The following is a 21,075-nucleotide window of genomic DNA, read 5'->3' as shown; positions in this document are numbered from 1 at the left end:
AAGCTGACACCGAATGAACAGGCCTCAAACCGCCCTGTTCAACTTCACCCAGGAAGCGAACTTGTCGATAAACGCCTGCAAGAACGGTCGGGTCTTGTCATTGAGCTTGCCCGAATCCTCGAACAGGCTAGCCGCGCCACCAATGTAGGCCTCGGGCATCTGCATGCACGGCATGTCCAGAAATACCAGCGACTGGCGCACGGCATGGTTGGCGCCAAAGCCACCAATGGCCCCCGGCGACACACTGACCACCGCCGCCGGCTTGCCACTCCAGGCGCTTTGCCCGTAAGGCCGCGAGCCCACATCGATGGCATTCTTCAGGCCGCCAGGTACCGAGCGGTTGTACTCCGGGGTAACGAACAGCACCGCATCACTGCGGCGGATCTCGTCGCGAAAACGCTTCCACGCTTCCGGCGCTGCTTCGGCCTCGACATCCTCGTTGTACAACGGCAAATCGCCAATCTCGACGATCTTCAGGGCAAGGCTGGACGGCGCCAGCTCCGAGAGTGCGCGGGCGATCTTGCGGTTGTAGGAGTCCTTGCGCAAGCTACCGACGACCACTGCTACCGAATACACCTGGCTCATGGCAATTTCCAACCTCTGCTGGGTAAAGGGACGTTGTAGTTATAGATGACCGTTCCTCGGCGCTTTGGTTTTTTTTCCGCGGGGCGAAAACTTCCGACGCTGTTCCACGGTCTATGCCTGCAGACATTTCCCACGTAATTCAGAGGTTTCCACCCAAATGGCAGCAGTAATGGTCGGCCAATTCCACGCCCGTGACGCCGAAGGCCGCATCTACCCTGTGCACGAGTTCCAGGAATCGACCCTGCAAACCGACGGCAGCACGCTGGGCGCCCCCATCACCACCTATCGCCTGGCCATCGGCGACAAGGTCAACCACCTGGGTGAAAACCGCTTCGAACTGGCGCGCAGCGGCGTCGAGATCATTCGCATTCCTTGATGCAATCCACCGTGTAGCGGCCGCTTTCGTTCTGCAGGCCGTGCACGTCGGCGACGAAACCTGGGAAGCCCTGGTTGAACGCCCGGGCGAACGCCAGGTAATCGACTATCGAGCGGGTCGCCTCGGTGAACCGCTCCCCCGGCATGATCAAAGGAATACCAGGCGGGTACGGCACCAGCATCACCGCCGCCACCCGCCCCAGCAGCGCCTCGATCGGCACCGCCTCCACCTCACCGCGCACCATCTGGTCATAGGCCCGGGCCGGGCTCATGGCTACCTCCGGCAAACGCGTGAACAGCCGCTTCAGCTGCTTGGCCGTGGCATTGGCGCGGTAGCAGCCATGCAACTGGTCGCACAGGTCGCGCAGGCCCATGCCCTGGTAGCGTGAGGCATCGGCAGCCACCACGCTCGGCAGGCAGTTGCTCAGGGCGGTATTGCCGTCATAGTGGCGCTTGAACTCCAGCAACTCGGTGAGCAAGGTGCTCCACTTGCCCTTGGTGATGCCCATGGAGAACAACACCAGGAAGCTGTACAAGCCGGTTTTTTCCACCACCAGCCCCCGCTCCCAGAGAAACTTGCTGACCACAGCCGCCGGGATGCCATGCTCGCCCAGCGCACCGCCCGCGCTCAGGCCTGGCATTACCAGGGTCACCTTCAGCGGGTCGAGCAGCACATAGTCGTCCGCCACTTCGCCAAAGCCATGCCACTCCGCCCCCGGCTGCAGCAGCCAGTCCTGCGCGGCCAGGCGGTGGATGCCTTCGGCGCTCGGCGGCTGCCAGATGCTGAACCACCAGTCGTCGGCGGCGATGTGCTCGCGCAGGTTGGCCAGGGCACGGCGAAAGCTCAGCGCCTCGTCGAACATTTCTTGCAGCAGCGAACGCCCGGCCGGCCCTTCCATCATGGTCGAGGCCACGTCCAGCGAAGCGAGAATGCTGTACTGCGGCGAGGTCGAGATGTGCATCATGAACGCTTCGTTGAAGCGGTCACGGTCCAGCTGGCGCCTGGCCCCATCCTGCACATGAATCATCGAGGCCTGACTGAACGCGGCCAACAGCTTGTGGGTGGAATGGGTGCTGAACACCAGCGGGCTGTCTGCCGCGCAGGCCGTGCCCATGGCATAGCGCCCGGTGAAGAACTCGTGGAACGCCGCATAGGCGAACCAGGCCTCGTCGAAGTGCAGCACCTCGACACTGGCGCCCAGGGTCTGCTTGATCAGCCCGGCGTGGTAGCACAGGCCGTCGTAGGTGGAGTTGGTCACCACCGCCAGCTTGATGCGCTGCCCGCGATCACGGGCGAGAGGGTTGGCCTGGATCTTCGCCTGGATCGCCTCGGGGCTGAACTCGCTGAGCGGGATCGGGCCGATGATCCCGAGTTCGTTGCGCTCGGGGCACAGATAGAGGGGGATGGCACCGGTCATGATGATCGCATGCACCACCGACTTGTGGCAGTTGCGGTCCACCAGCACCAGGTCGTCGCGGCCGACCATGGCGTGCCAGACGATCTTGTTGGCCGTGGAGGTGCCATTGATGACGAAGAAGGTGTGGTCGGCGCCAAAGTTGCGCGCGGCCCTGGCTTCGGCTTCGGCCAAGGGGCCGGTGTGATCGAGCAGCGAGCCCAGCTCCGGCACGGAAACGGACAAGTCCGAGCGCAGGGTGTTTTCCCCGAAGAACTGGTGAAAGGCCTGGCCCACCGGGCTTTTGCGATAGGCCACGCCGCCGCCGTGGCCCGGGGTGTGCCAGGAATAATTTGACTGCGCGGTGTGCTGCACCAGGGCCTTGAAGAACGGCGGCAGCAGGCCGTCGAGGTAGATATGTGCGGCGCGCGCCACTTGGCGCGCAAGAAACGGCACGGTGTCTTCGAACAGGTAGAGGATGCCGCGCAACTGGTTGAGCTCGCTCATGGCTTCGGCGGGGGCGTTTTCCAGGGTCACCTGTTCGCCCAAGGCGAAAATCGGCAGGTTGGGGGCACGCAGGCGGGCCAGGCGGATCAGCTCGGCCATGTTCTGCAGCAGGTGGGTGTTCTCGCCGACCCCCTCGGCGGCAATCAGCATGCAGGCCAGGCCATGGTGGGTGGCAGCGACCAGGCAGGCCTCGGCATGGTCGGCGGCGGCGAGGATGGCAAAGCCGTCCTGGCGCAGTTCCTCGGCGATGCCCCGCACACGCTCGCCAGCGACGCTGTCGGCCTTGATGGCGCGGTGCACGATGAGGATGGGGAACTTGAGGTCCTTGTACATCAGGTGGCTACCTCCGAAGGACATGGCGTCCATTTCAGGGTAGTAGAACCTGTGTGGTCAGGACCGGCCTCTTCGCGGGCACGCCCGCTCCCACAGGGAGCGTCACTGCACTTGAGCCTTGCGCAGTACCTGTGGGAGCGGGCGCGCCCGCGAAGAGGCCGGAGCAGGCGAAAGATCAGCCAGCAGGTGTCTCGGTAAGAGCCTGCCACATGGATGGCCCACCCGCCGACTTGGCAATGGCCGCCAGGCGCTCGGCATGCGCCTCCAGCTCCTCGGCACTGGCCATGATCACCCGGCCGGGCACACGCCCGGTAATACGGCGAATCTCGCTGCCACCAGCACCCGTCCCTTCATCCCCAGCTTCTGCACCATGCCCGGCCAGCGACAGGCTGGTCTGGCCACCGGTCATTGCCAGGTAGACGTCAGCCAGCAGTTCCGAGTCGAGCAATGCGCCGTGCAACTCACGGCCCGAGTTGTCGATGTCGTAGCGTTTGCACAGCGCATCCAGGCTGTTGCGCTGCCCCGGGTGGCGCGAACGCGCCAGCAGCAGGGTGTCGAGGATGGTGCAGTGCTGGGAAATGTCCGCGCGGTCCTGCTGGCCCAGCAAGGCAAATTCGTTGTTGATGAAGCCAACGTCGAACGCCGCGTTGTGGATGACCAGCGTGGCGCCCTGGATGAACTCGAAGAACTCCTCGGCAACATCGCCAAAGCGTGGCTTGCCGACCAGGAAGGCATCGGTGATGCCGTGGACGTTGATGGCGCCCTCGTCACTCTCGCGGTCCGGCTGCAGGTAGACGTGGAAGTGCCGCCCGGTCAGGCGCCGGCCGATGACCTCGACACAGCCGATCTCGATGATCCGGTGGCCTTCGCTGACCGGCATACCCGTGGTTTCGGTATCGAGAATGACGAACCGTTTATCTTGCTGCTGCTCCACGCGGGGCGCTCCAACTTGCATCAGTTACAAAGGCCGGAATTGTACCCCAGCTCAACGCTTGGCGCGCACCTCATCGACCCCGCGGTTGGCCAGCTGGTCGGCGCGTTCGTTGCCGGGGTGGCCGATATGCCCGCGCACCCACTTCCAGGTCACCTTGTGGCGGTTGACCTGCTCATCCAGCTGCTGCCACAGGTCGGCGTTCTTCACCGGCTCCTTGGCCGCGGTTTTCCAGCCGCGCTTCTTCCAGTTGGTCATCCATTCGTTGATGCCCTTCATCACGTACTGCGAGTCGGTGGTCAGCACCACTTCGCATTCGCGCTTCAGCGCCATCAAGCCCTGGATCGCGGCCATCAGTTCCATGCGGTTGTTGGTGGTTTCGCGTTCGCCGCCCCACAGTTCCTTCTCGACGCCCTTGTAGATCATAAGGACGCCCCAGCCGCCAGGGCCAGGGTTGCCCTTGCAGGCACCATCGGTAAACATCTCGACGCTTTCGCTCATGTACCACTCATGTTCAGTGCTTTTCAGTATCCGGGTTGGCCGCCGTGCGGTTGACCTTGGCCAGTGGCAGCGGCAGCAGCTTGCCCATCGGCTCGCGACGCTCCTGGCGCAACGGCCGCAGGCCCACCACCATCTTGCGCGCTACCAGCAGGTATACCCCGCCACCGGAGCTCTGCCAGCCGCCGGCCACCCGTTCCCAGCCCGCCAGGCGTTGCTGCCAGGCCGGTGAGGCAAGCGGCGGACGATAGCACCCGAAGCGGCGTTTCTCCAGCGCGAAGCCCAGCAGGTTGAGCCAGTCGCCCACCCGCGACGGCGAGATGCAACGGGCCTTGCGCAAGGCGCCGTGGCTGAAGAAATGGCGCATGCCCCAGCTGCTCCAGGGGTTGATCCCGACGATCAGCAGGTGCCCGCCAGGGCGCACCGCGCTGGCCGCCTCGCGCAGCAGGCCGTGGGGCGAAAGGCAGAAATCCAGGCCATGCTGCAGCACCACCACGTCGGCGGCGTGCTCGCTCAGCGGCCAGGCCTGCTCCTCGCAGACAATCTCCACCCCCGGCAGCGGCGCGCCGAGGCGCACGTTGCGCTGCACCTGGGGCGCGCTGGGCGGTGGCTCGGCGCAGGGCCCGTAGTGCACAAGGTAACCCCCGAAGAAGCGCCCGAGCTCTTCTTCCAGCAGTTTTTCCTCCTCCTTGAGCATCAGTTGGCCGAGTGGGCCGTTGAACCACTCACGGGCCAGGCTGATCAGCTTGACCCAGTCCGGGTCGGCCTGGGCAAAGGCTTGGTCGGTCATTGCGCTCTCCCTCGAAGGTTCTCGCACCGCGCCATCGCGGATAAGATGCCTTCATGTGCCACGCTAGGCGAATCGGATCCGCACCATGATACAGATCGATGCTCTCCCCGCTTTCTCCGACAACTACATCTGGTTGTTACAGGATACTGCCAAACGCCGCTGCGCGGTGGTCGATCCGGGTGACGCCGGCCCAGTGGAACGCTGGCTGTCGGCCAACCCCGGCTGGGTACTGAGTGACATCCTGGTCACCCACCACCACAACGACCACGTCGGCGGCGTGGAACGGCTCAAGCAACTGACCGGCGCCCGGGTCTGCGGCCCGGCCCACGAGCGCATTCCCTGCCGTGACCTGGCGCTGGACGAAGGTGACCAGGTGACCGTGCTGGGCGTGACCTTCCAGGTGCTGGCCGTGCCCGGCCATACCCTGGGGCATATCGCCTTGTTCAGCGACCAGCCGGCAACGCCGGTGCTGTTCAGTGGCGACACGCTGTTCGCCGCCGGTTGCGGGCGCATGTTCGAAGGTACCCCCGAACAGATGCAGCCTGCCCTCGCCCGCCTGGCAGCCCTGCCAGAGCAGACCGAGGTGTACTGCGCCCACGAATACACCCTGAGCAACCTGCGTTTCGCCAAGGCGGTGGAACCCGAGAACCTGCACGTTCAGCAGCGGTTCGAGGACGTTACCCGTTTGCGTGCCGAAAATCGCATCACATTGCCATCAACGATCGGTTTGGAGCGCCTGACCAACCCCTTCCTGCGCACCTCTGAAACATTAGTTAAACAAAAAGCAGACGAATGGAAGGGACATTCAAACCCCTCGCATGTCGCTGTTTTTGCTGCCTTGAGGTCTTGGAAGGACACCTTCTGATAACCTCAAGATATATCGCAAGCGATGGTCAAAGGTTGACCAGGCCCGGAGCGGTTTCTAGAATCGCCGAAATTTTTCGCCCGGAAACCTGTGTCAGCCGATGTCTTCCCGTAGCCGCAGAACCTCTCATTCCGTCGCCCTGACGCGCCTGGCCCAAATCAGTGCGCTGGCCCTGGCCGCCACTTTGGTGGGCTGCCAGAGCACCCGTCAGCTCGACGAATCCGATAGCGTTCGCGCGCACAACTACCAGGCGCGGATCAAGCACAAGCCTTCACCGCTGCTGGTCAAGCCGGCCGAGCAGGCACCACAGGACGTGTGGGAACGCATGCGCCAGGGCTTTGCCCTGCAGGACAACATCGACGTCAACCCGCGCATCGAGCAGCAGCGCCTGTGGTTCGCCAGCAACCCAAGCTACATCGAAAGCGCCGGCGAGCGTGGCAGCCTCTACCTGCACTACATCGTCGAGCGCCTCGAAGAACGCGACATGCCGCTGGAGCTGGCCCTGCTGCCAGCCATCGAGAGCGCCTACAACCCGATGGCCTATTCGCGCGCCCATGCTGCGGGGATGTGGCAGTTCATTCCGTCCACCGGCCGCCACTTCAACCTGCGCCAGACCAACTTCTACGATGGCCGTCGCGACGTGACCGCCTCGACCAACGCCGCGCTGGACTACCTCAGCCGCCTGCACGACATGTTCAACGGCGACTGGCTGCTGGCCCTGGCTGCCTACAACGCCGGCGAAGGCACGGTCAGCCGCGCCATCGAGCGCAACGAACGGCTCGGCCTGCCCACCGACTACTGGAACCTGCCGCTGCCGCAGGAAACCCGCGACTACGTGCCCAAGCTGCTGGCCCTGTCGCAGGTGGTACTCACGCCGGAAGCCTATGGCGTGAACCTGAACCCGATCGCCAACGAACCCTACTTCGAGGCGGTGGCCATCAACGACCGCCTCGACCTGTCGCGGGTAGCGGCCTTCGCCAACATCGACGAAGACGAGCTGATCCAGCTCAACCCGGCATTCAAGAAGCGCATGACCGTGGATGGCCCGCAGCAGCTGCTGGTACCCACCGCCAAGGCGCAGCTGCTGAGCGACAGCCTGTCCAACCTCAAGCCCGAGCAGCTGGTCAGCCTGCAGCCGAACAAGGCGGTGTTCGCCCGCGCCGTGGCCGAAGCCAAAGCCCCGGTGGCGGCGCGCAGCTACCGGGTCAAGCGCGGCGACAACCTGGGCGCCATCGCCAAGGCCAACCGCGTTTCGGTCAAGGACATCAAGCGCTGGAACCGCCTCTCCGGCAACAGCGTGCGCGCTGGCCAGGTTCTGGCCCTGCGCGGAGGCAGCGCGCCGAGTGCTGCTGGCAATCGGGTAGCCGCCTCCGGGCAACGCTCCACGCAGTACAAGGTACGCAAAGGCGATTCGCTGTACCTGGTGGCCAAGCGCTTCAACGTGGAAATGAAGCACCTCAAACGCTGGAACCCGCGCAGCGGCCATGCCCTGAAGCCAGGCCAGACCCTCACCGTCTACCTCTCGCATTGATATAGTTACAGGGGCTGCTTTGCAGCCCATTCGCGGGCACGCCCGCTCCCACAGGTTTTTCACCGCCATCAAGGCCGGTGTTGTACCTGTGGGAGCGGGCGTGCCCGCGAATGGGCCTGAGAAATACCCACTGGAAAACCCCTGCCCCCTCTCTTTTTCCAACCCCACCAAGCTGTTACTGTACCCCGATCAAAGCCCAACGCCTCTGGATCGGATGCCGACTTGATACGTCCCCTCCTGCTGTCACTCAGCCTGGCCTTGAGCTTTCCCGCAGCCGCGATGGTGAGCGAAAGCCACGGATACGCGCAGTTCGGCACGCTCAAGTACCCAGCCACATTCACCCATTTCGACTGGGTCAACCCGCAAGCGCCCAAGGGCGGCACCTTGCGGGCCATGGCTTTCGGTACCTTCGACACCCTCAACCCCTACACCTTCAAGGGGTCGAGCCCGATTACCACGCCCAATTTCCAGCAATACGGCATCAGCGAGCTGAACGAGCCGCTGATGGTCGGCACCGGCCAGTACGACCCGTCCGGCGACGAGCCGACCTCCAGCTACGGCCTGATCGCCCGCTCGGTGGAGTACAGCGAGGACCGCAGCTGGGTGGTGTTCAACCTGCGCCCGGAAGCCCACTGGCATGACGGCAAGCCGATCACCTCGGCAGACGTGGCCTTCTCCTATCGCACGCTGCTCAAGGATGGCCACCCGATCTACCGCACCAACCTGCAGGAAGTGCAGCGGGTGGACATCCTCGGCCCGCTGCGCATCCGCTTCGTGTTCAAGCGCGCCGGCAACCCGCTGCTGATCCTGCGCCTGGGCGAAATGCCGGTGCTGCCCAAGCACTACTGGCAAAAGCGCGACTTCAAGGCCACCACCTTCGAGCCCCCGCTGGGCAGCGGCCCCTACCGCATCACCCAGGTCCAGCCTGGGCGCCGGCTGGTGTTCGAACGGGTGAAGAACTACTGGGGCAAGGACCTGGCGGTAAACCGTGGCAAATACAACTTCAACCGCGTGGAATACGAGTTCTACCGCGACGCCACGGTTGCCTTCGAAGCGTTCAAGGCCGGCGAGTTCGACATCTATATCGAGCACCAGGCGAAGAACTGGGCCAACGGCTACAACTTCCCGGCCGTGCGCCGGGGCGAGGTAATCAAGGCGCAGATCCCGCACCGCATCCCCACGCAAACCCAGGGCCTGTTCATGAACAGCCGCCGGGCCACCTTCAGTGACCCACGGGTACGCCAGGCGCTGGGGCTGATGCTCGACTTCGAGTGGACCAACCGCGCCCTGTTCAGCGGCGCCTACCGCCGCTCGACCAGCTACTACCCCAACAGCGAATTCGCCGCTACCGGCCTGCCCACCGGCAAGGAGTGGCTGCTGCTGGCGCCGTTCCGTGACCAGTTGCCGGCCAGCTTGTTCAGCGAACCCTACAAGGTCAGCCAGACCGATGGCCGCGGCATCAGCCGCCAGACCCTGCGCCAGGCCCTCGGCCTGCTCGCCGAGGCCGGTTGGAAGCTGAACGGCCAGCGCCTGGTCGACAGCAAGGGCCAGCAGCTGCGCATGGAGCTGCTGCTGGTAAACCCCAACCTTGAACGCATCCTGCAACCGTATGTCGAAAACCTGGCCAGCATCGGCATCGATGCGCGCTTGCGTACCGTGGACCGCGCCCAGTACAAACAACGCCTGGACCAGTTCGATTTCGACATGATTCTGATGACCCTGAACCAGACCCTGAGCCCGGGCCTCGAACAGTGGCTGTACTTCCACTCCAGCCAGGCAACCACCAAGGGCAGCAAGAACTATGCTGGGGTCAAGGACCCGGTGGTCGACCATCTGCTCGACACCCTGCTCGCCGCCCGTACCCGCGATGACCAGGTCGCCGCCGCCCGCGCCCTGGACCGCGTGCTCTCATGGCAGTACTACATGATCCCCAACTGGTACCTCGACAATCATCGCCTGGCCTACCGCAACCGGTTCGCCTTCGTCACCACGCCGCCCTACACCCTTGGGCTGAACAGCTGGTGGATCAAGACTTCGGAGAAAGCCCAATGACGCCAACGCACCGACTGCGCCGGCTGGCCGGCAGCCTGTTGCTTGCCTGCCTGAGCCTTCCCGCCCTGGCCGCACCGCAGCATGCGCTCACCCTGTACGACGAGCCACCCAAGTACCCCGCCGACTTCAAGCACTTCGCCTACGTCAACCCTGACGCACCCAAGGGTGGCACCTTCCGCCAGTCCAGCTTCGGCGGTTTCGACAGCCTCAACCCGTTCATCAACAAGGGCGTGCCGGCCGAGAACATCGGCAGCATCTACGACACCCTGATGCGCCAGAGCCAGGACGAGCCGTTCACCGAGTACGGCCTGGTGGCCGGCAAGATCGAAAAGGCCCCGGACAACAGCTGGGTGCGTTTCTACCTGCGCCCCGAGGCACGCTTCCACGACGGCCACCCGATGCGCGCCGACGACGTGGTGTTCACCTTCAATGCCCTGATCAAGGACGGCGCGCCGCTGTACCGCCAGTACTATGCCGACGTCGCCGAAGTGGTCGCCGAAGACCCGCTGACGGTGCTGTTCACCTTCAAGCACAAGAACAACCGCGAGCTGCCGCTGATTCTCGGCCAACTGCCGGTATTGCCCAAGCACTGGTACGAAAGCCGCGATTTCAACCGCGGCAACCTGGAAATCCCGCTGGGCAGCGGCCCGTACAAGGTCGCCGAGGTCAAGGCCGGGCGCTCGGTGCGCTACGAGCGGGTCAAGGACTACTGGGCCAAGGACCTGCCGATCAACCGCGGCTTCTACAACTTCGACGTCATGACCTTCGATTCCTACCGCGACACCACCGTCGCCCTGGAAGCACTCAAGGCCGGGGCGTTCGACTATGCGCTGGAAGTCAGCGCGAAGAACTGGGCCACCGCCTACAACGTACCCGCCGTGCGCGATGGCCGCCTGATCAAGGAAGAGTTGCCCAACGGCAACCCCACCGGCATGCAGGGCTTCATCTTCAACATCCGCCGCCCGGTGTTCCAGGACGTGCGCGTGCGCCAGGCGCTGAGCCTGCTGCTGGACTACGAGTGGACCAACAAGCAGCTGTTCAACGGCGCCTACACCCGCACCGGCAGCTACTTCGAAAACTCGGAAATGGCCGCCCGCGGCCTGCCCGGCCCCAGCGAACTGAAAATCCTCGAACCGCTGCGCGGCAAGGTCCCCGAGCAGGTATTCAGCGAAGCCTTCCACAACCCGGTCAGCGACGGCAGCGGCATGATCCGCGAACAGCAGCGCCAGGCCTACAAGCTGCTGCAGGAAGCCGGCTGGAAAATCGTCGACGACAAGATGGTCGACGCCCAGGGCAAGCCGGTGAGCATCGAGTTCCTGCTGGCACAGACCGAGTTCGAACGCATCCTGCTGCCGTTCAAGCGCAACCTCGCCGACCTCGGCATCGACCTGAACATCCGCCGGGTCGACGTGTCCCAGTACATCACCCGCCTGCGCTCGCGCGACTACGACATGATCGTCGGTGGCTACCCGCAGTCCAACTCGCCGGGCAACGAGCAGCGCGAGTTCTGGTCCAGTGCCGCCGCCGACAACCCCGGCAGCCGCAACTTCATCGGCCTGCGCGACCCGGCCATCGACCAGCTGGTGGAACAGCTGATCAATGCCGATTCGCGGCAGAGCCTGATCGACCACTGCCGGGCCCTCGACCGCGTACTGCTGTGGGGCTACTACGTGATCCCCAACTGGCACATCAAGACCTGGCGCGTGGCCTACTGGAACCATATCGGCCACCCGGACGTATCGCCCAAGTACGACATCGGCATCGACACCTGGTGGATCAAGCCCGGCGTAACCCCGGCCGTCAGCGAAACCACTGCGGACGAGGCCGAATAACATGCTGGCCTACATCCTGCGCCGCCTGCTGCTGATCATCCCGACCCTGTTCGGCATCCTGATCATCAACTTCATCATCGTCCAGGCCGCCCCCGGCGGCCCGGTCGAGCAGATGATCGCCAAGCTCGAAGGTTTCGAAGGCGCCACCAGCCGCATTGCCGGTGGCGGTGCCGAAGTGTCCGTGGCCGGCTCCAACTACCGTGGCGCCCAAGGCCTGGACCCGGCACTGATCGCCGAGATCGAACGCATGTACGGCTTCGACAAGTCGCCGCCCGAGCGCTTGTGGATCATGATCAAGAACTACGCCCGGCTGGACTTCGGCGACAGTTTCTTCCGCGATGCCAAGGTCATCGACCTGATCATCGAGAAGATGCCGGTGTCGATTTCGCTGGGGCTGTGGAGCACGCTGATCATGTACCTGGTGTCGATCCCGCTGGGCATTGCCAAGGCCGTGCGCCACGGCAGCCATTTCGACGTGTGGACCAGTTCGGCGATCATCGTCGGCTACGCCATCCCGGCGTTCCTGTTCGCCATCCTGCTGATCGTGCTGTTCGCCGGCGGCAGCTACTTCGACTGGTTCCCGCTGCGCGGCCTCACCTCCAACAACTTCGACGAGCTGAGCACCACCGGCAAGGTGCTGGACTACTTCTGGCACCTGGTGCTGCCGATCACCGCGCTGGTCATCGGCAACTTCGCCACCATGACCTTGTTGACCAAGAACAGCTTCCTTGACGAGATCAACAAGCAATACGTGGTCACCGCCAAAGCCAAGGGCCTGAGCCGGCCACGGGTGCTGTACGGCCATGTGTTCCGCAACGCCATGCTGCTGGTGATTGCCGGTTTCCCTTCGGCGTTCATCGGCATCTTCTTCACCGGTTCCTTGCTGATCGAAGTGATCTTCAGTCTCGACGGCCTCGGCCTGATGAGTTTCGAGGCAGCCATCAACCGTGACTACCCGGTGGTCTTCGGCACGCTGTTCATCTTCACCCTGCTGGGGCTGGTGGTGAAACTGATCGGCGACCTGACCTACACCCTGGTCGATCCACGCATCGACTTCGCCAGCCGGGAGCACTGACATGGCATTGTCCCCCCTCAACCGCAGGCGCTTCGAGCGCTTCAAGGCCAACCGCCGTGGCTGGTGGTCGCTGTGGCTGTTCCTGATCCTGTTCGGCCTGAGCCTGGGCGCCGAGCTGATCGCCAACGACAAGCCGATTGCCGTGCGCTACGACGGCGAATGGTACTTCCCGGCGTTCAAGCGCTACCCGGAAACCACCTTTGGCGGCGAATTCCCGCTGGAAGCCAACTACAAGAGCCCGTACATCCGCGAACTGCTGGAGAAGAAAGACAGCTTCGTGCTGTGGGCACCGATCCCGTTCAGCTACCAGAGCATCAACTACGACTTGCGCGTACCCGCCCCGGCCCCACCGTCGGCGGACAACTGGCTGGGTACCGACGACCAGGGCCGCGACGTGCTGGCGCGGGTGATCTACGGCTTCCGCATTTCGGTGCTGTTCGCCCTGACGCTGACCCTGCTCAGTTCCATCGTCGGTGTGATCGCCGGCGCCTTGCAGGGCTTCTATGGCGGCTGGGTCGACCTGGCCGGGCAACGCTTCCTGGAAGTCTGGTCGGGCCTGCCGGTGCTGTACCTGCTGATCATCCTCGCCAGCTTCGTGCAGCCCAACTTCTGGTGGCTGCTGGGCATCATGCTGCTGTTCTCGTGGATGAGCCTGGTGGACGTGGTGCGCGCCGAGTTCCTGCGCGGGCGCAACCTGGAATACGTGCGCGCAGCCCGCGCTTTGGGGATGCGCAACGGCGCGATCATGTACCGGCACATCCTGCCGAACGCCATGATCTCGACCATGACCTTCATGCCGTTCATTCTCACCGGCGCCATCGGCACCCTCACCGCCCTGGACTTCCTCGGCTTCGGCCTGCCGCCGGGCGCACCATCGCTGGGCGAACTGGTGGCCCAGGGCAAGTCCAACCTGCAGGCCCCATGGCTGGGCATCAGCGCCTTCGCCGTGCTGGCGCTGATGCTGAGCCTGCTGGTGTTCATCGGCGAATCCGCCCGCGATGCCTTCGACCCGAGGAAGTGACATGAGTGAACAGAACCTGATCGAAGTGCGCGACCTGGCGGTGGAGTTCGTCACCGGTGACCAGGCCCACCGCGTTGTGAACGGCATCAGCTTCGACATCCGCAAGGGTGAGACGCTGGCACTGGTGGGCGAGAGTGGCTCGGGCAAATCGGTTACCGCGCACTCGCTCCTGCGCCTGCTGCCCTACCCCCTGGCCCGCCACCCCAGCGGCAGCATCCGCTACGAGGGCAAGGACCTGCTGCAGCAGAACGAGAAGACCATGCAGCGCATTCGCGGCAACCGCATTGCAATGATCTTCCAGGAGCCGATGACCTCGCTGAACCCGTTGCACTGCATCGAGAAGCAGATCAACGAAATCCTCCTGCTGCACAAGGGCCTGACCGGCAAGGAGGCCACGGCGCGCACCCTGGAGCTGTTGGAGATGGTCGGCATTCCCGAGCCACGCAAGCGCCTGAAGGCCCTGCCCCACGAATTGTCTGGCGGGCAGCGCCAGCGGGTGATGATCGCCATGGCCCTGGCCAACGAGCCGGAACTGCTGATTGCGGATGAGCCGACCACGGCGCTGGACGTGACCGTGCAGTTGAAGATTCTCGAACTGCTCAAGGAACTGCAGGCGCGTCTGGGCATGGCCCTGCTGCTGATCAGCCATGACCTGAACCTGGTGCGGCGCATCGCCCACCGTGTGTGCGTGATGCAGCACGGGCAGATTGTCGAACAGGCCGAATGCGCCAGGCTGTTCAGCGCACCGCAGCACCACTACACGCAGATGCTGATCAATGCCGAGCCCAGCGGGCTGCCGGCGCACAACCCGGTGGGCGCGCCATTGCTGGAGGTGGATGACCTCAAGGTGTGGTTCCCGATCAAGAAGGGGCTGCTGCGGCGCACGGTCGACCATGTGAAGGCTGTGGACGGGATCAACTTCAGCTTGCCGCAAGGGCAGACGCTGGGGATTGTCGGCGAGTCCGGGTCGGGCAAGTCGACTTTGGGTTTGGCGATCTTGCGCCTGATCTCCAGCCAGGGCGGCATTCGCTTTCATGGGCAGGATCTGGAAGGGCTGAACCAGAAGGCCGTGCGCCCGTTGCGCCGGGAAATGCAGGTGGTGTTCCAGGACCCGTTCGGCAGCCTGAGCCCGCGCATGTGCGTGGAGGACATTGTCGGCGAAGGGTTGCGCATCCATCGCATCGGCACGGCGCAGGAACAGGAAGCGGCGATTATTGCGGCCCTGGAGGAAGTGGGGCTGGACCCACGCACGCGGCATCGCTATCCGCATGAGTTTTCCGGTGGGCAGCGCCAGCGCATTGCCATTGCCCGGGCGTTGGTATTGAAGCCGGCGCTGATCCTGCTGGATGAACCTACCTCGGCGCTGGACCGCACGGTGCAGCGGCAAGTGGTGGAGTTGCTGCGCAATCTGCAGCAGAAATACAACCTGACCTACCTGTTCATCAGCCATGACCTGGCGGTGGTCAAGGCGTTGAGCCACCAGTTGATGGTGATCAAGCATGGGCATGTGGTGGAACAAGGGGATGCGCAGGCGATCTTCCATGCGCCGCAGCATCCGTATACCCGACAGTTGCTGGAGGCGGCGTTTCTGGAAGTGGATGCGGCTAGTTAGCTTTTGGGGGCTGCTGCGCAGCCCATCGCCGGCAAGCCAGCTCCCACCCCGACCGCGCCGGCTTCAAGCCATGCGCTATCCCTGTGGGAGCTGGCTTGCCGGCGATGGGCCGCAAAGCGGCCCGCTTTCGGCGAGGCGAAAAACAGACTTATCCCCTTCCTTGTAGGCCATTTCCCAATCCTCGCCGAACCCAAGACTTGCACCAAGGCTGATTAATATGTCGCCAGGGCCGGCCCTTTCGCGGGCGTGCCCGCGAAGAGGCCGGTCCAGGCAGTCGAGAGTTTTCAGGGGATTCAAGAATGACCACAGAAGACACCCACTTCACTGTCAGCAAAACCACGTCTACCAAGGCGAACACGGCATACACAGCTCCGGGCAGCGAATCCAATTATCAAATTTTCTGACAACAATCGTCTTCCATCATCAGCCAGATCGGGCATAAATTCTCCACCGTCAACCCCAGCAGCAACGGTAGAGCCCCATGTCCAGCCCACAACACCAGCCCGCCTCCCCTGCCCTGACCACGCTGATCCAGCGCTCCGGCCTGCCCAGCCCTGCGCTCGGCGAAGCCCAGGCACATGCCGTGCTGCAAACGCACTACGGCATTGCCGGCAACCTCTCGGCACTGGGCAGCCAACAAGACCTGAACTTCCGTGTAGACGCACCACAAGGCCGTTTCGTGCTCAAGGCCTGCCACGGCAGCTACGCCCAGCGGGAGCTCGAGGCCCAGCACGCGGCCCTGGCCTACCTGCGCGAACAGGGCTTGCCAGTGCCCGCCGTGCGCCCGACCAGCGATGGCCAGATGCTGCTGGCGCTGGAAATAGACGGGCAACCCCTGCGCATGCGCCTGCTCGACTACATCGACGGCCAGCCACTGACCCGCCTCAAGCACATGGAACCACGCCTGATGGCCGAACTCGGCGGGCTCTGCGCGCGGCTGGACAAGGCCTTGGCCACTTTCGACCACCCGGGCCTGGCGCGCACCCTGCAATGGGACCCGCAACATGCTCAGCCACTGATCCAGCACCTGCTGCCCGTGCTGGGCAACGCCGAGCAACGCGCCCGCATCGAGCAGGCCACCCAGCTGGCCGCCGAGCACCTGGCGCCGCTGGTCGACCAGCTGCCAAGCCAGGCCGTGCACCTGGACATCACCGACGACAACGCCGTCTGGGCCCGCGATGGCGAGCGCCAGTGGCAGCTGCAAGGGGTGATCGATTTCGGTGACCTGTTGCGCACCTGGCGCATCGCCGACCTGTCGGTGACCTGCGCGGCGCTGCTGCACCATGCCGAGGGCGACCCGCTGCGCATCCTGCCGGCCGTGCGTGCCTACCAGGCGCTCAACCCTCTGAGCGAAGCCGAACTGCGGGCGCTGTGGCCACTGGTGCTCAACCGCGCCGCCGTGCTGGTGCTGAGCAGCGAGCAACAGCTCGCCGTCGACCCCGGCAACCAGTACACCCGCGACAACATCGCCCATGAATGGGAAATCTTCGACACTGCCACCGCCGTACCTTTCGCGTTGATGGAAGCGGCCATCCTGCAGGCTGCGGGCCTGCAGCCTGCCACGCCGGACCTGAGCGGCTGCGCCCCCCTGCTGCCGGAACTGGATGGGCAGGTAGTGACGCGCGTCGACCTGGGCGTGCTCAGCGGGCATTGCGAGGCGGGCAACTGGGAGCAACCAGGCTTCGACCAGCACCTGCTGACCACGCAACCGGCCCCGGCCAGCAGCCTGCACGGGCAGTATCGCCTGTCGCAAACCCATATCGACCGCCCCGAAGAGCCCGCCACCTGTGCCCTGGGCGTCGAGCTGCATGTACCCAACGGCAGCCTGGTGCAAGCGCCAGATGCCGGCACCTGGCAGCGCCATGGCGACGGCCGTGGCTGTCTGCGCAGCGCGCACTGGGCGTTGTGGCTGCAAGGCCTGGAAGACGCGCCTGCAGATGGCCAGGCCGTGGAAAAAGGCCAGCCGCTGGGCAGCAGTTGTGGCTTCCTCAGCGTGCAGCTGTGCCTGGATAGCGGCCTCCAGCCGCCGTTCTTCGCCACCCCATCCCAGGCGGCCGCCTGGCTGGCCCTGTGCCCGTCACCAGCTGCGTTGCTGGGCTTCGACTGCAATGCCGAGCCGCTGCCCGACCCACAGGCCCTGCTGGCCCGCCGCGATGCCAGCTTCGCCCGCTCGCAGAAGCACTACTACGCGCAACCGCCTCACATCGAACGCGGCTGGCGCAACTACCTGATCGACATGCAGGGCCGCTCGTACCTGGACATGCTCAACAACGTTGCTGTATTGGGCCACGGCCACCCGCGCATGGTCGCCGAGTCGGCACGGCAGTGGTCGCTGCTGAACACCAACTCGCGCTTCCACTACGCGGCCATCACCGAGTTCTCCGAACGCCTGCTGGAGTTGGCACCCGAAGGCTTCGACCGGGTGTTCATGGTCAACAGCGGCACCGAAGCCAACGACCTGGCGATTCGCCTGGCCTGGGCCTACAGCGGCGGGCGCGACCTGCTCAGCGTGCTGGAGGCCTACCACGGCTGGTCGGTGGCCACCGATGCCATTTCCACTTCCATCGCCGACAACCCGCAGGCCCTGGAAACCCGCCCGGACTGGGTGCACCCGGTCGAGGCGCCGAACACCTTCCGCGGCCGCTTCCGTGGCGCCGACAGCGCCACCGACTACCTGCGCGACGTCGACGCCAAGCTGGCCGACCTCGACGCCCGTGGCCGCCAGTTGGCGGGCATCATCTGCGAGCCGGTGTACGGCAATGCCGGTGGTATTTCGTTGCCGGCCGGTTACCTGCGCGAAGCCTATGCCAAGGTCCGCGCCCGGGGCGGCGTGTGCATCGCCGACGAAGTGCAGGTCGGCTATGGCCGCCTGGGCGAGTACTTCTGGGGCTTCGAGGAACAGGGCGTGGTGCCCGACATCATCACCATGGCCAAGGGCATGGGCAACGGCCAGCCACTGGGCGTAGTCATCACCCGCCGCGAGATCGCCGAAGCGCTGGAGGCCGAGGGCTACTTCTTCTCCTCGGCCGGCGGCAGCCCGGTCAGTTGCCGCATCGGCATGGCGGTGCTGGATGTAATGCAGGAGGAAGGCCTGTGGGACAACGCCCGCGACACCGGGCGCTATTTCAAGGCGCGCCTGCAGGCACTGGTGGACAAGCACCCGCTGGCCGGTGCGGCGCATGGTTCGGGCTTCTACCTGGGGCTGGAACTGGTGCGCGATCGCGCAACGCTGGAACCGGCAACCGAGGAAACCATGGCCCTGTGCAACCGCCTGCGTGACCTGGGCATCTTCATGCAGCCGACCGGTGATTACCTGAACATCCTCAAGATCAAGCCGCCGATGTGCACCACCCGGGCGAGCGTGGACTACTTTGTCGACAGCATTGATCGGGTGCTCACCGAAGACCTGTAAAGCATTGCGAAGCTGGCCGAGGAGTGTTCATACTTTTCGGCCACAACGCTTCCTCGTCATCAGGTTTACTGACAATGGCCTTTACCAGCGACTCCCTGGCAATCTTCCTCGCGGTGCTGGAGGCAGGCTCGTTCTCTGCCGCCGCGCGCAAGCTGGGGCGTGTGCCTTCGGCCGTGAGCATGGCCATAGCCCAACTGGAGGCGGAGCTGGACCTGGTGCTGTTCGACCGGGCCACGCGCAAAGCCTTGCCCACCAGTGCCGCCCTGGCCCTGGAGCCCCAGGCCAGGCAGGTGATCTGCCAGCTCAACCTGCTCGACGCCCAGGCCCTGCAACTGCACAAGGGGCTGGAAAAGCGCCTGACCATCGCCATGGCCCCCGAACTGCAGACCGGCCGCTGGAGCCAGCCGCTGGAAACCCTCGCCCAGGAATTTCCCAGCCTGGAAATCGAAGTGCGCTCAGCCACCCAGGCAGAAGCCATCCGCCTGCTGCATGACGGCAGCGTGCAACTGGCACTGGTCTTCGAACGGCCTGGCATCGACGAGCGCGAGTCATTCCTGGAGGCCGGCAGCCAATTGCTGGTGGCCGTCGCCTCCCCCCGCCATCCAGCCGGGCAGAACAACGGCATGCCGTTGCCGGAAGAGGCTTTCGCCGAACAACGGCAGATCATCGTGGCCTCGGGCAAGGCCACCGGGTCGGACCCGCGCATGGTGCTGTCGCGGCGCATCTGGCTGACCGACAGCTACCTGGCCACGCTCGACCTGGTGCAATCGGGGCTCGGTTGGGCCTACCTGCCGCAGCCGTTGGTCGAGCCATTGATTGCTTCGGGCGCGCTGGCGGAGGTGCGCTTCGACAACATGGCCAGCCGGTTGCGCTTGTGGGTGGACATCATCTGGGTCAAGTCGCGCCCGTTGGGCCTGGGCGCCCGGCGTTACCTTGACGTGATGCGCCAATGCTTTGAAACAGAATCCCCGAGGTCCTGAGCAATACGACTGCCTCGTCCGAAAGCGAAAAATCCTACAACTGGTTAGGAAGCCAATAACTACCTGCGGCATTGATTCCTCGTTAGGTTTCTGCTCGCCATCAAGAAGAAAAGGAACTTCTCATGTCGAGCCAGTCCGCGCAGGGCTACGTGCAGTCGGTCGAGCACTTCGCCAACCAGCAGCGCCAACCAGAAGAGGCCTTCTACCTTTTACTGGACCCATTCGCCGGCTGCCCACCGGAGCACCCGCTGGCCATCGCTGCCCTCAGCGAAGCGCTGGGTAGTGATGCCGTAACGCGCGTCGACTGCAGCGGGCTGGTGCAGGATCCTGGGTGCCGGCCAGCTCTGGTGCGGCTCGCCAAACCCGGCGATGCGCCCACAGCCCTTGCCCCATTAAGCGCGACCTGCGCCGCTCGTGAATCGGCAGCTACCTGGCACTACGTGTGTGGCTGGCTGACCAGCGATCAACCCGCCGACCTCATCGCCCAGCACATCAGCCAGCAGTGTCAGGTGCTGCGTCAACCAGAACCGCACGGTATCACCGCCTGGTTCGAACCCGTGCGGCTGGCGCTGCTGCGCACGACCCTGAAAAACGCAGGCGAAGTCCTCGGGCCTGTTCGCAGCTGGCTACATCCCGATGGTTGTGGCAGTTGCGAGGTATTCGAGCGAGAACCCATGGCTGGCGAACTGGCCGTCCCCGAGGCAGTAAGGGCGACCCAGCACGTCGCACCACAGATCATTCAAGTGCTCGGCGCCTGGCATCGCCTGAGTGCCGTGCAGCATCCCCATGCACCCTGGCACTTCGCAGGTTCCTCAGGCTTGCCGGAAAACGCCCCCACCCATGCCATGAACCTGATCCTCAAGGCGTTCAAGCAGGGCCTGCGCGACCGCGCCGATATCCAGTGCATGAGCCTGCACATGCTCATGATCCACCCACTGCTCCTTCAGCACCCGACCATCCAGCACGAGGTGGAAAAGGCAGCGGCCGGCGAGCAGCGCCTGGCGGACCGCTTCGCCAGCTACGACGACTGCACCTGGTCGCACATCGTCGCCGGCCTGCCAAAGGCAAGGAGTTAATCATGAGCATCAGCAAAGCCATCCACATCGCCATGCAGGAAGAGATCCCCAACACCTACGGCACCTGTAATGCCTGCGAACGCTCCGGCCTGCCGATTCTGCTGCTGCGCGAGGCCTACGCCCCGCGCCCGGATACAGGGCGCCCCTATCGCCTGGCAGACGATAGCGAAATCATCTTCCACCCGATGCACACCGACCAGTTGCGC

At 64.4% G+C, this 21,075-nt stretch carries 17 protein-coding genes; 12 read left to right on the top strand and 5 right to left on the bottom strand.

What is annotated here, in order from left to right; all coding sequences use genetic code 11:
* Nucleotides 1-24: 24 nt before the first annotated feature.
* Nucleotides 25-585 (bottom strand): class I chromate reductase ChrR, encoded by a 561-nt coding sequence (chrR, locus tag CAG22_RS13905; protein ID WP_003261018.1) that lies wholly within the window; start codon nt 583-585, stop codon nt 25-27.
* Between the two features lie 157 nt (nt 586-742).
* Here chrR and CAG22_RS13900 point away from each other — a divergent pair, with 157 nt between their 5' ends.
* Entirely contained in the window at nt 743-961 is a 219-nt protein-coding gene (locus CAG22_RS13900; protein ID WP_003261019.1) for a hypothetical protein, read from the top strand.
* On the opposite strand, the gene CAG22_RS13895 is transcribed toward CAG22_RS13900, so the two are convergent.
* The 4 genes from CAG22_RS13895 to CAG22_RS13880 all read right to left on the bottom strand — a co-directional run bounded on the left by CAG22_RS13895 (nt 945) and on the right by CAG22_RS13880 (nt 5,413).
* The gene (locus tag CAG22_RS13895; protein ID WP_085705618.1) at nt 945-3,194 is read right to left on the bottom strand and encodes an Orn/Lys/Arg decarboxylase N-terminal domain-containing protein; all 2,250 of its coding nucleotides are present in this window, start codon (nt 3,192-3,194) and stop codon (nt 945-947) included. The genes CAG22_RS13900 and CAG22_RS13895 overlap by 17 nt on opposite strands.
* A 175-nt stretch (nt 3,195-3,369) precedes the next feature.
* Complete coding sequence (gene dnaQ, locus CAG22_RS13890) at nt 3,370-4,128, bottom strand: DNA polymerase III subunit epsilon (protein ID WP_025339934.1); 759 nt, start codon at nt 4,126-4,128, stop codon at nt 3,370-3,372.
* Between the two features lie 51 nt (nt 4,129-4,179).
* Nucleotides 4,180-4,626, bottom strand: coding sequence for a ribonuclease HI (gene rnhA / locus CAG22_RS13885; protein ID WP_003261021.1), 447 nt, complete (start codon nt 4,624-4,626; stop codon nt 4,180-4,182).
* A 13-nt stretch (nt 4,627-4,639) separates the two neighbouring features.
* Nucleotides 4,640-5,413, bottom strand: a complete 774-nt coding sequence (locus CAG22_RS13880; protein WP_025339935.1) for a class I SAM-dependent methyltransferase — start codon at nt 5,411-5,413, stop codon at nt 4,640-4,642.
* An 85-nt stretch (nt 5,414-5,498) separates the two neighbouring features.
* On the opposite strand from CAG22_RS13880, the gene gloB reads away from it, so the two are divergent.
* From gloB to CAG22_RS13825, 11 genes are all read left to right on the top strand, one after another.
* A complete protein-coding gene (gene gloB, locus CAG22_RS13875) occupies nt 5,499-6,278 on the top strand; it encodes a hydroxyacylglutathione hydrolase (protein ID WP_085705617.1) in 780 nt (259 codons plus the stop codon).
* Between the two features lie 100 nt (nt 6,279-6,378).
* The gene (locus CAG22_RS13870; protein WP_025339937.1) at nt 6,379-7,809 is read left to right on the top strand and encodes a lytic transglycosylase domain-containing protein; all 1,431 of its coding nucleotides are present in this window, start codon (nt 6,379-6,381) and stop codon (nt 7,807-7,809) included.
* A 222-nt stretch (nt 7,810-8,031) separates the two neighbouring features.
* Entirely contained in the window at nt 8,032-9,861 is a 1,830-nt protein-coding gene (locus CAG22_RS13865) for an extracellular solute-binding protein (protein WP_218191907.1), read from the top strand.
* A complete protein-coding gene (locus tag CAG22_RS13860) occupies nt 9,858-11,693 on the top strand; it encodes an extracellular solute-binding protein (RefSeq protein ID WP_085705616.1) in 1,836 nt (611 codons plus the stop codon). Before CAG22_RS13865 ends, CAG22_RS13860 begins: the two co-directional genes overlap by 4 nt.
* Before the next feature lies 1 nt (nt 11,694).
* A complete protein-coding gene (locus tag CAG22_RS13855) occupies nt 11,695-12,768 on the top strand; it encodes a microcin C ABC transporter permease YejB (protein WP_009686399.1) in 1,074 nt (357 codons plus the stop codon).
* A gap of 1 nt (nt 12,769) precedes the next feature.
* Entirely contained in the window at nt 12,770-13,789 is a 1,020-nt protein-coding gene (locus tag CAG22_RS13850) for an ABC transporter permease (RefSeq protein WP_013973404.1), read from the top strand.
* A gap of 1 nt (nt 13,790) precedes the next feature.
* Nucleotides 13,791-15,401, top strand: coding sequence for an ABC transporter ATP-binding protein (locus tag CAG22_RS13845; protein WP_038409989.1), 1,611 nt, complete (start codon nt 13,791-13,793; stop codon nt 15,399-15,401).
* Nucleotides 15,402-15,882: 481 nt separating this feature from the next.
* Nucleotides 15,883-18,813 carry an aminotransferase gene (locus CAG22_RS13840; RefSeq protein ID WP_085705615.1) on the top strand — a complete coding sequence of 977 codons (2,931 nt, stop codon included), beginning with the start codon at nt 15,883-15,885 and terminating at the stop codon, nt 18,811-18,813.
* Nucleotides 18,814-18,887: 74 nt separating this feature from the next.
* Nucleotides 18,888-19,793 (top strand): LysR family transcriptional regulator, encoded by a 906-nt coding sequence (locus CAG22_RS13835; protein ID WP_025339945.1) that lies wholly within the window; start codon nt 18,888-18,890, stop codon nt 19,791-19,793.
* 122 nt (nt 19,794-19,915) lie between these two features.
* Nucleotides 19,916-20,869, top strand: a complete 954-nt coding sequence (locus tag CAG22_RS13830) for a hypothetical protein (protein WP_085705614.1) — start codon at nt 19,916-19,918, stop codon at nt 20,867-20,869.
* Nucleotides 20,870-20,871: 2 nt separating this feature from the next.
* On the top strand, nt 20,872-21,075 hold a 204-nt coding region (locus CAG22_RS13825), incomplete at its 3' end, for a hypothetical protein (protein ID WP_139833458.1).

The sequence above is a fragment of the Pseudomonas sp. B8(2017) genome (assembly GCF_002113575.1).
Taxonomy (GTDB): domain Bacteria; phylum Pseudomonadota; class Gammaproteobacteria; order Pseudomonadales; family Pseudomonadaceae; genus Aquipseudomonas; species Aquipseudomonas putida_Z.
This window is presented reverse-complemented; position numbering and strand designations above follow the sequence as displayed.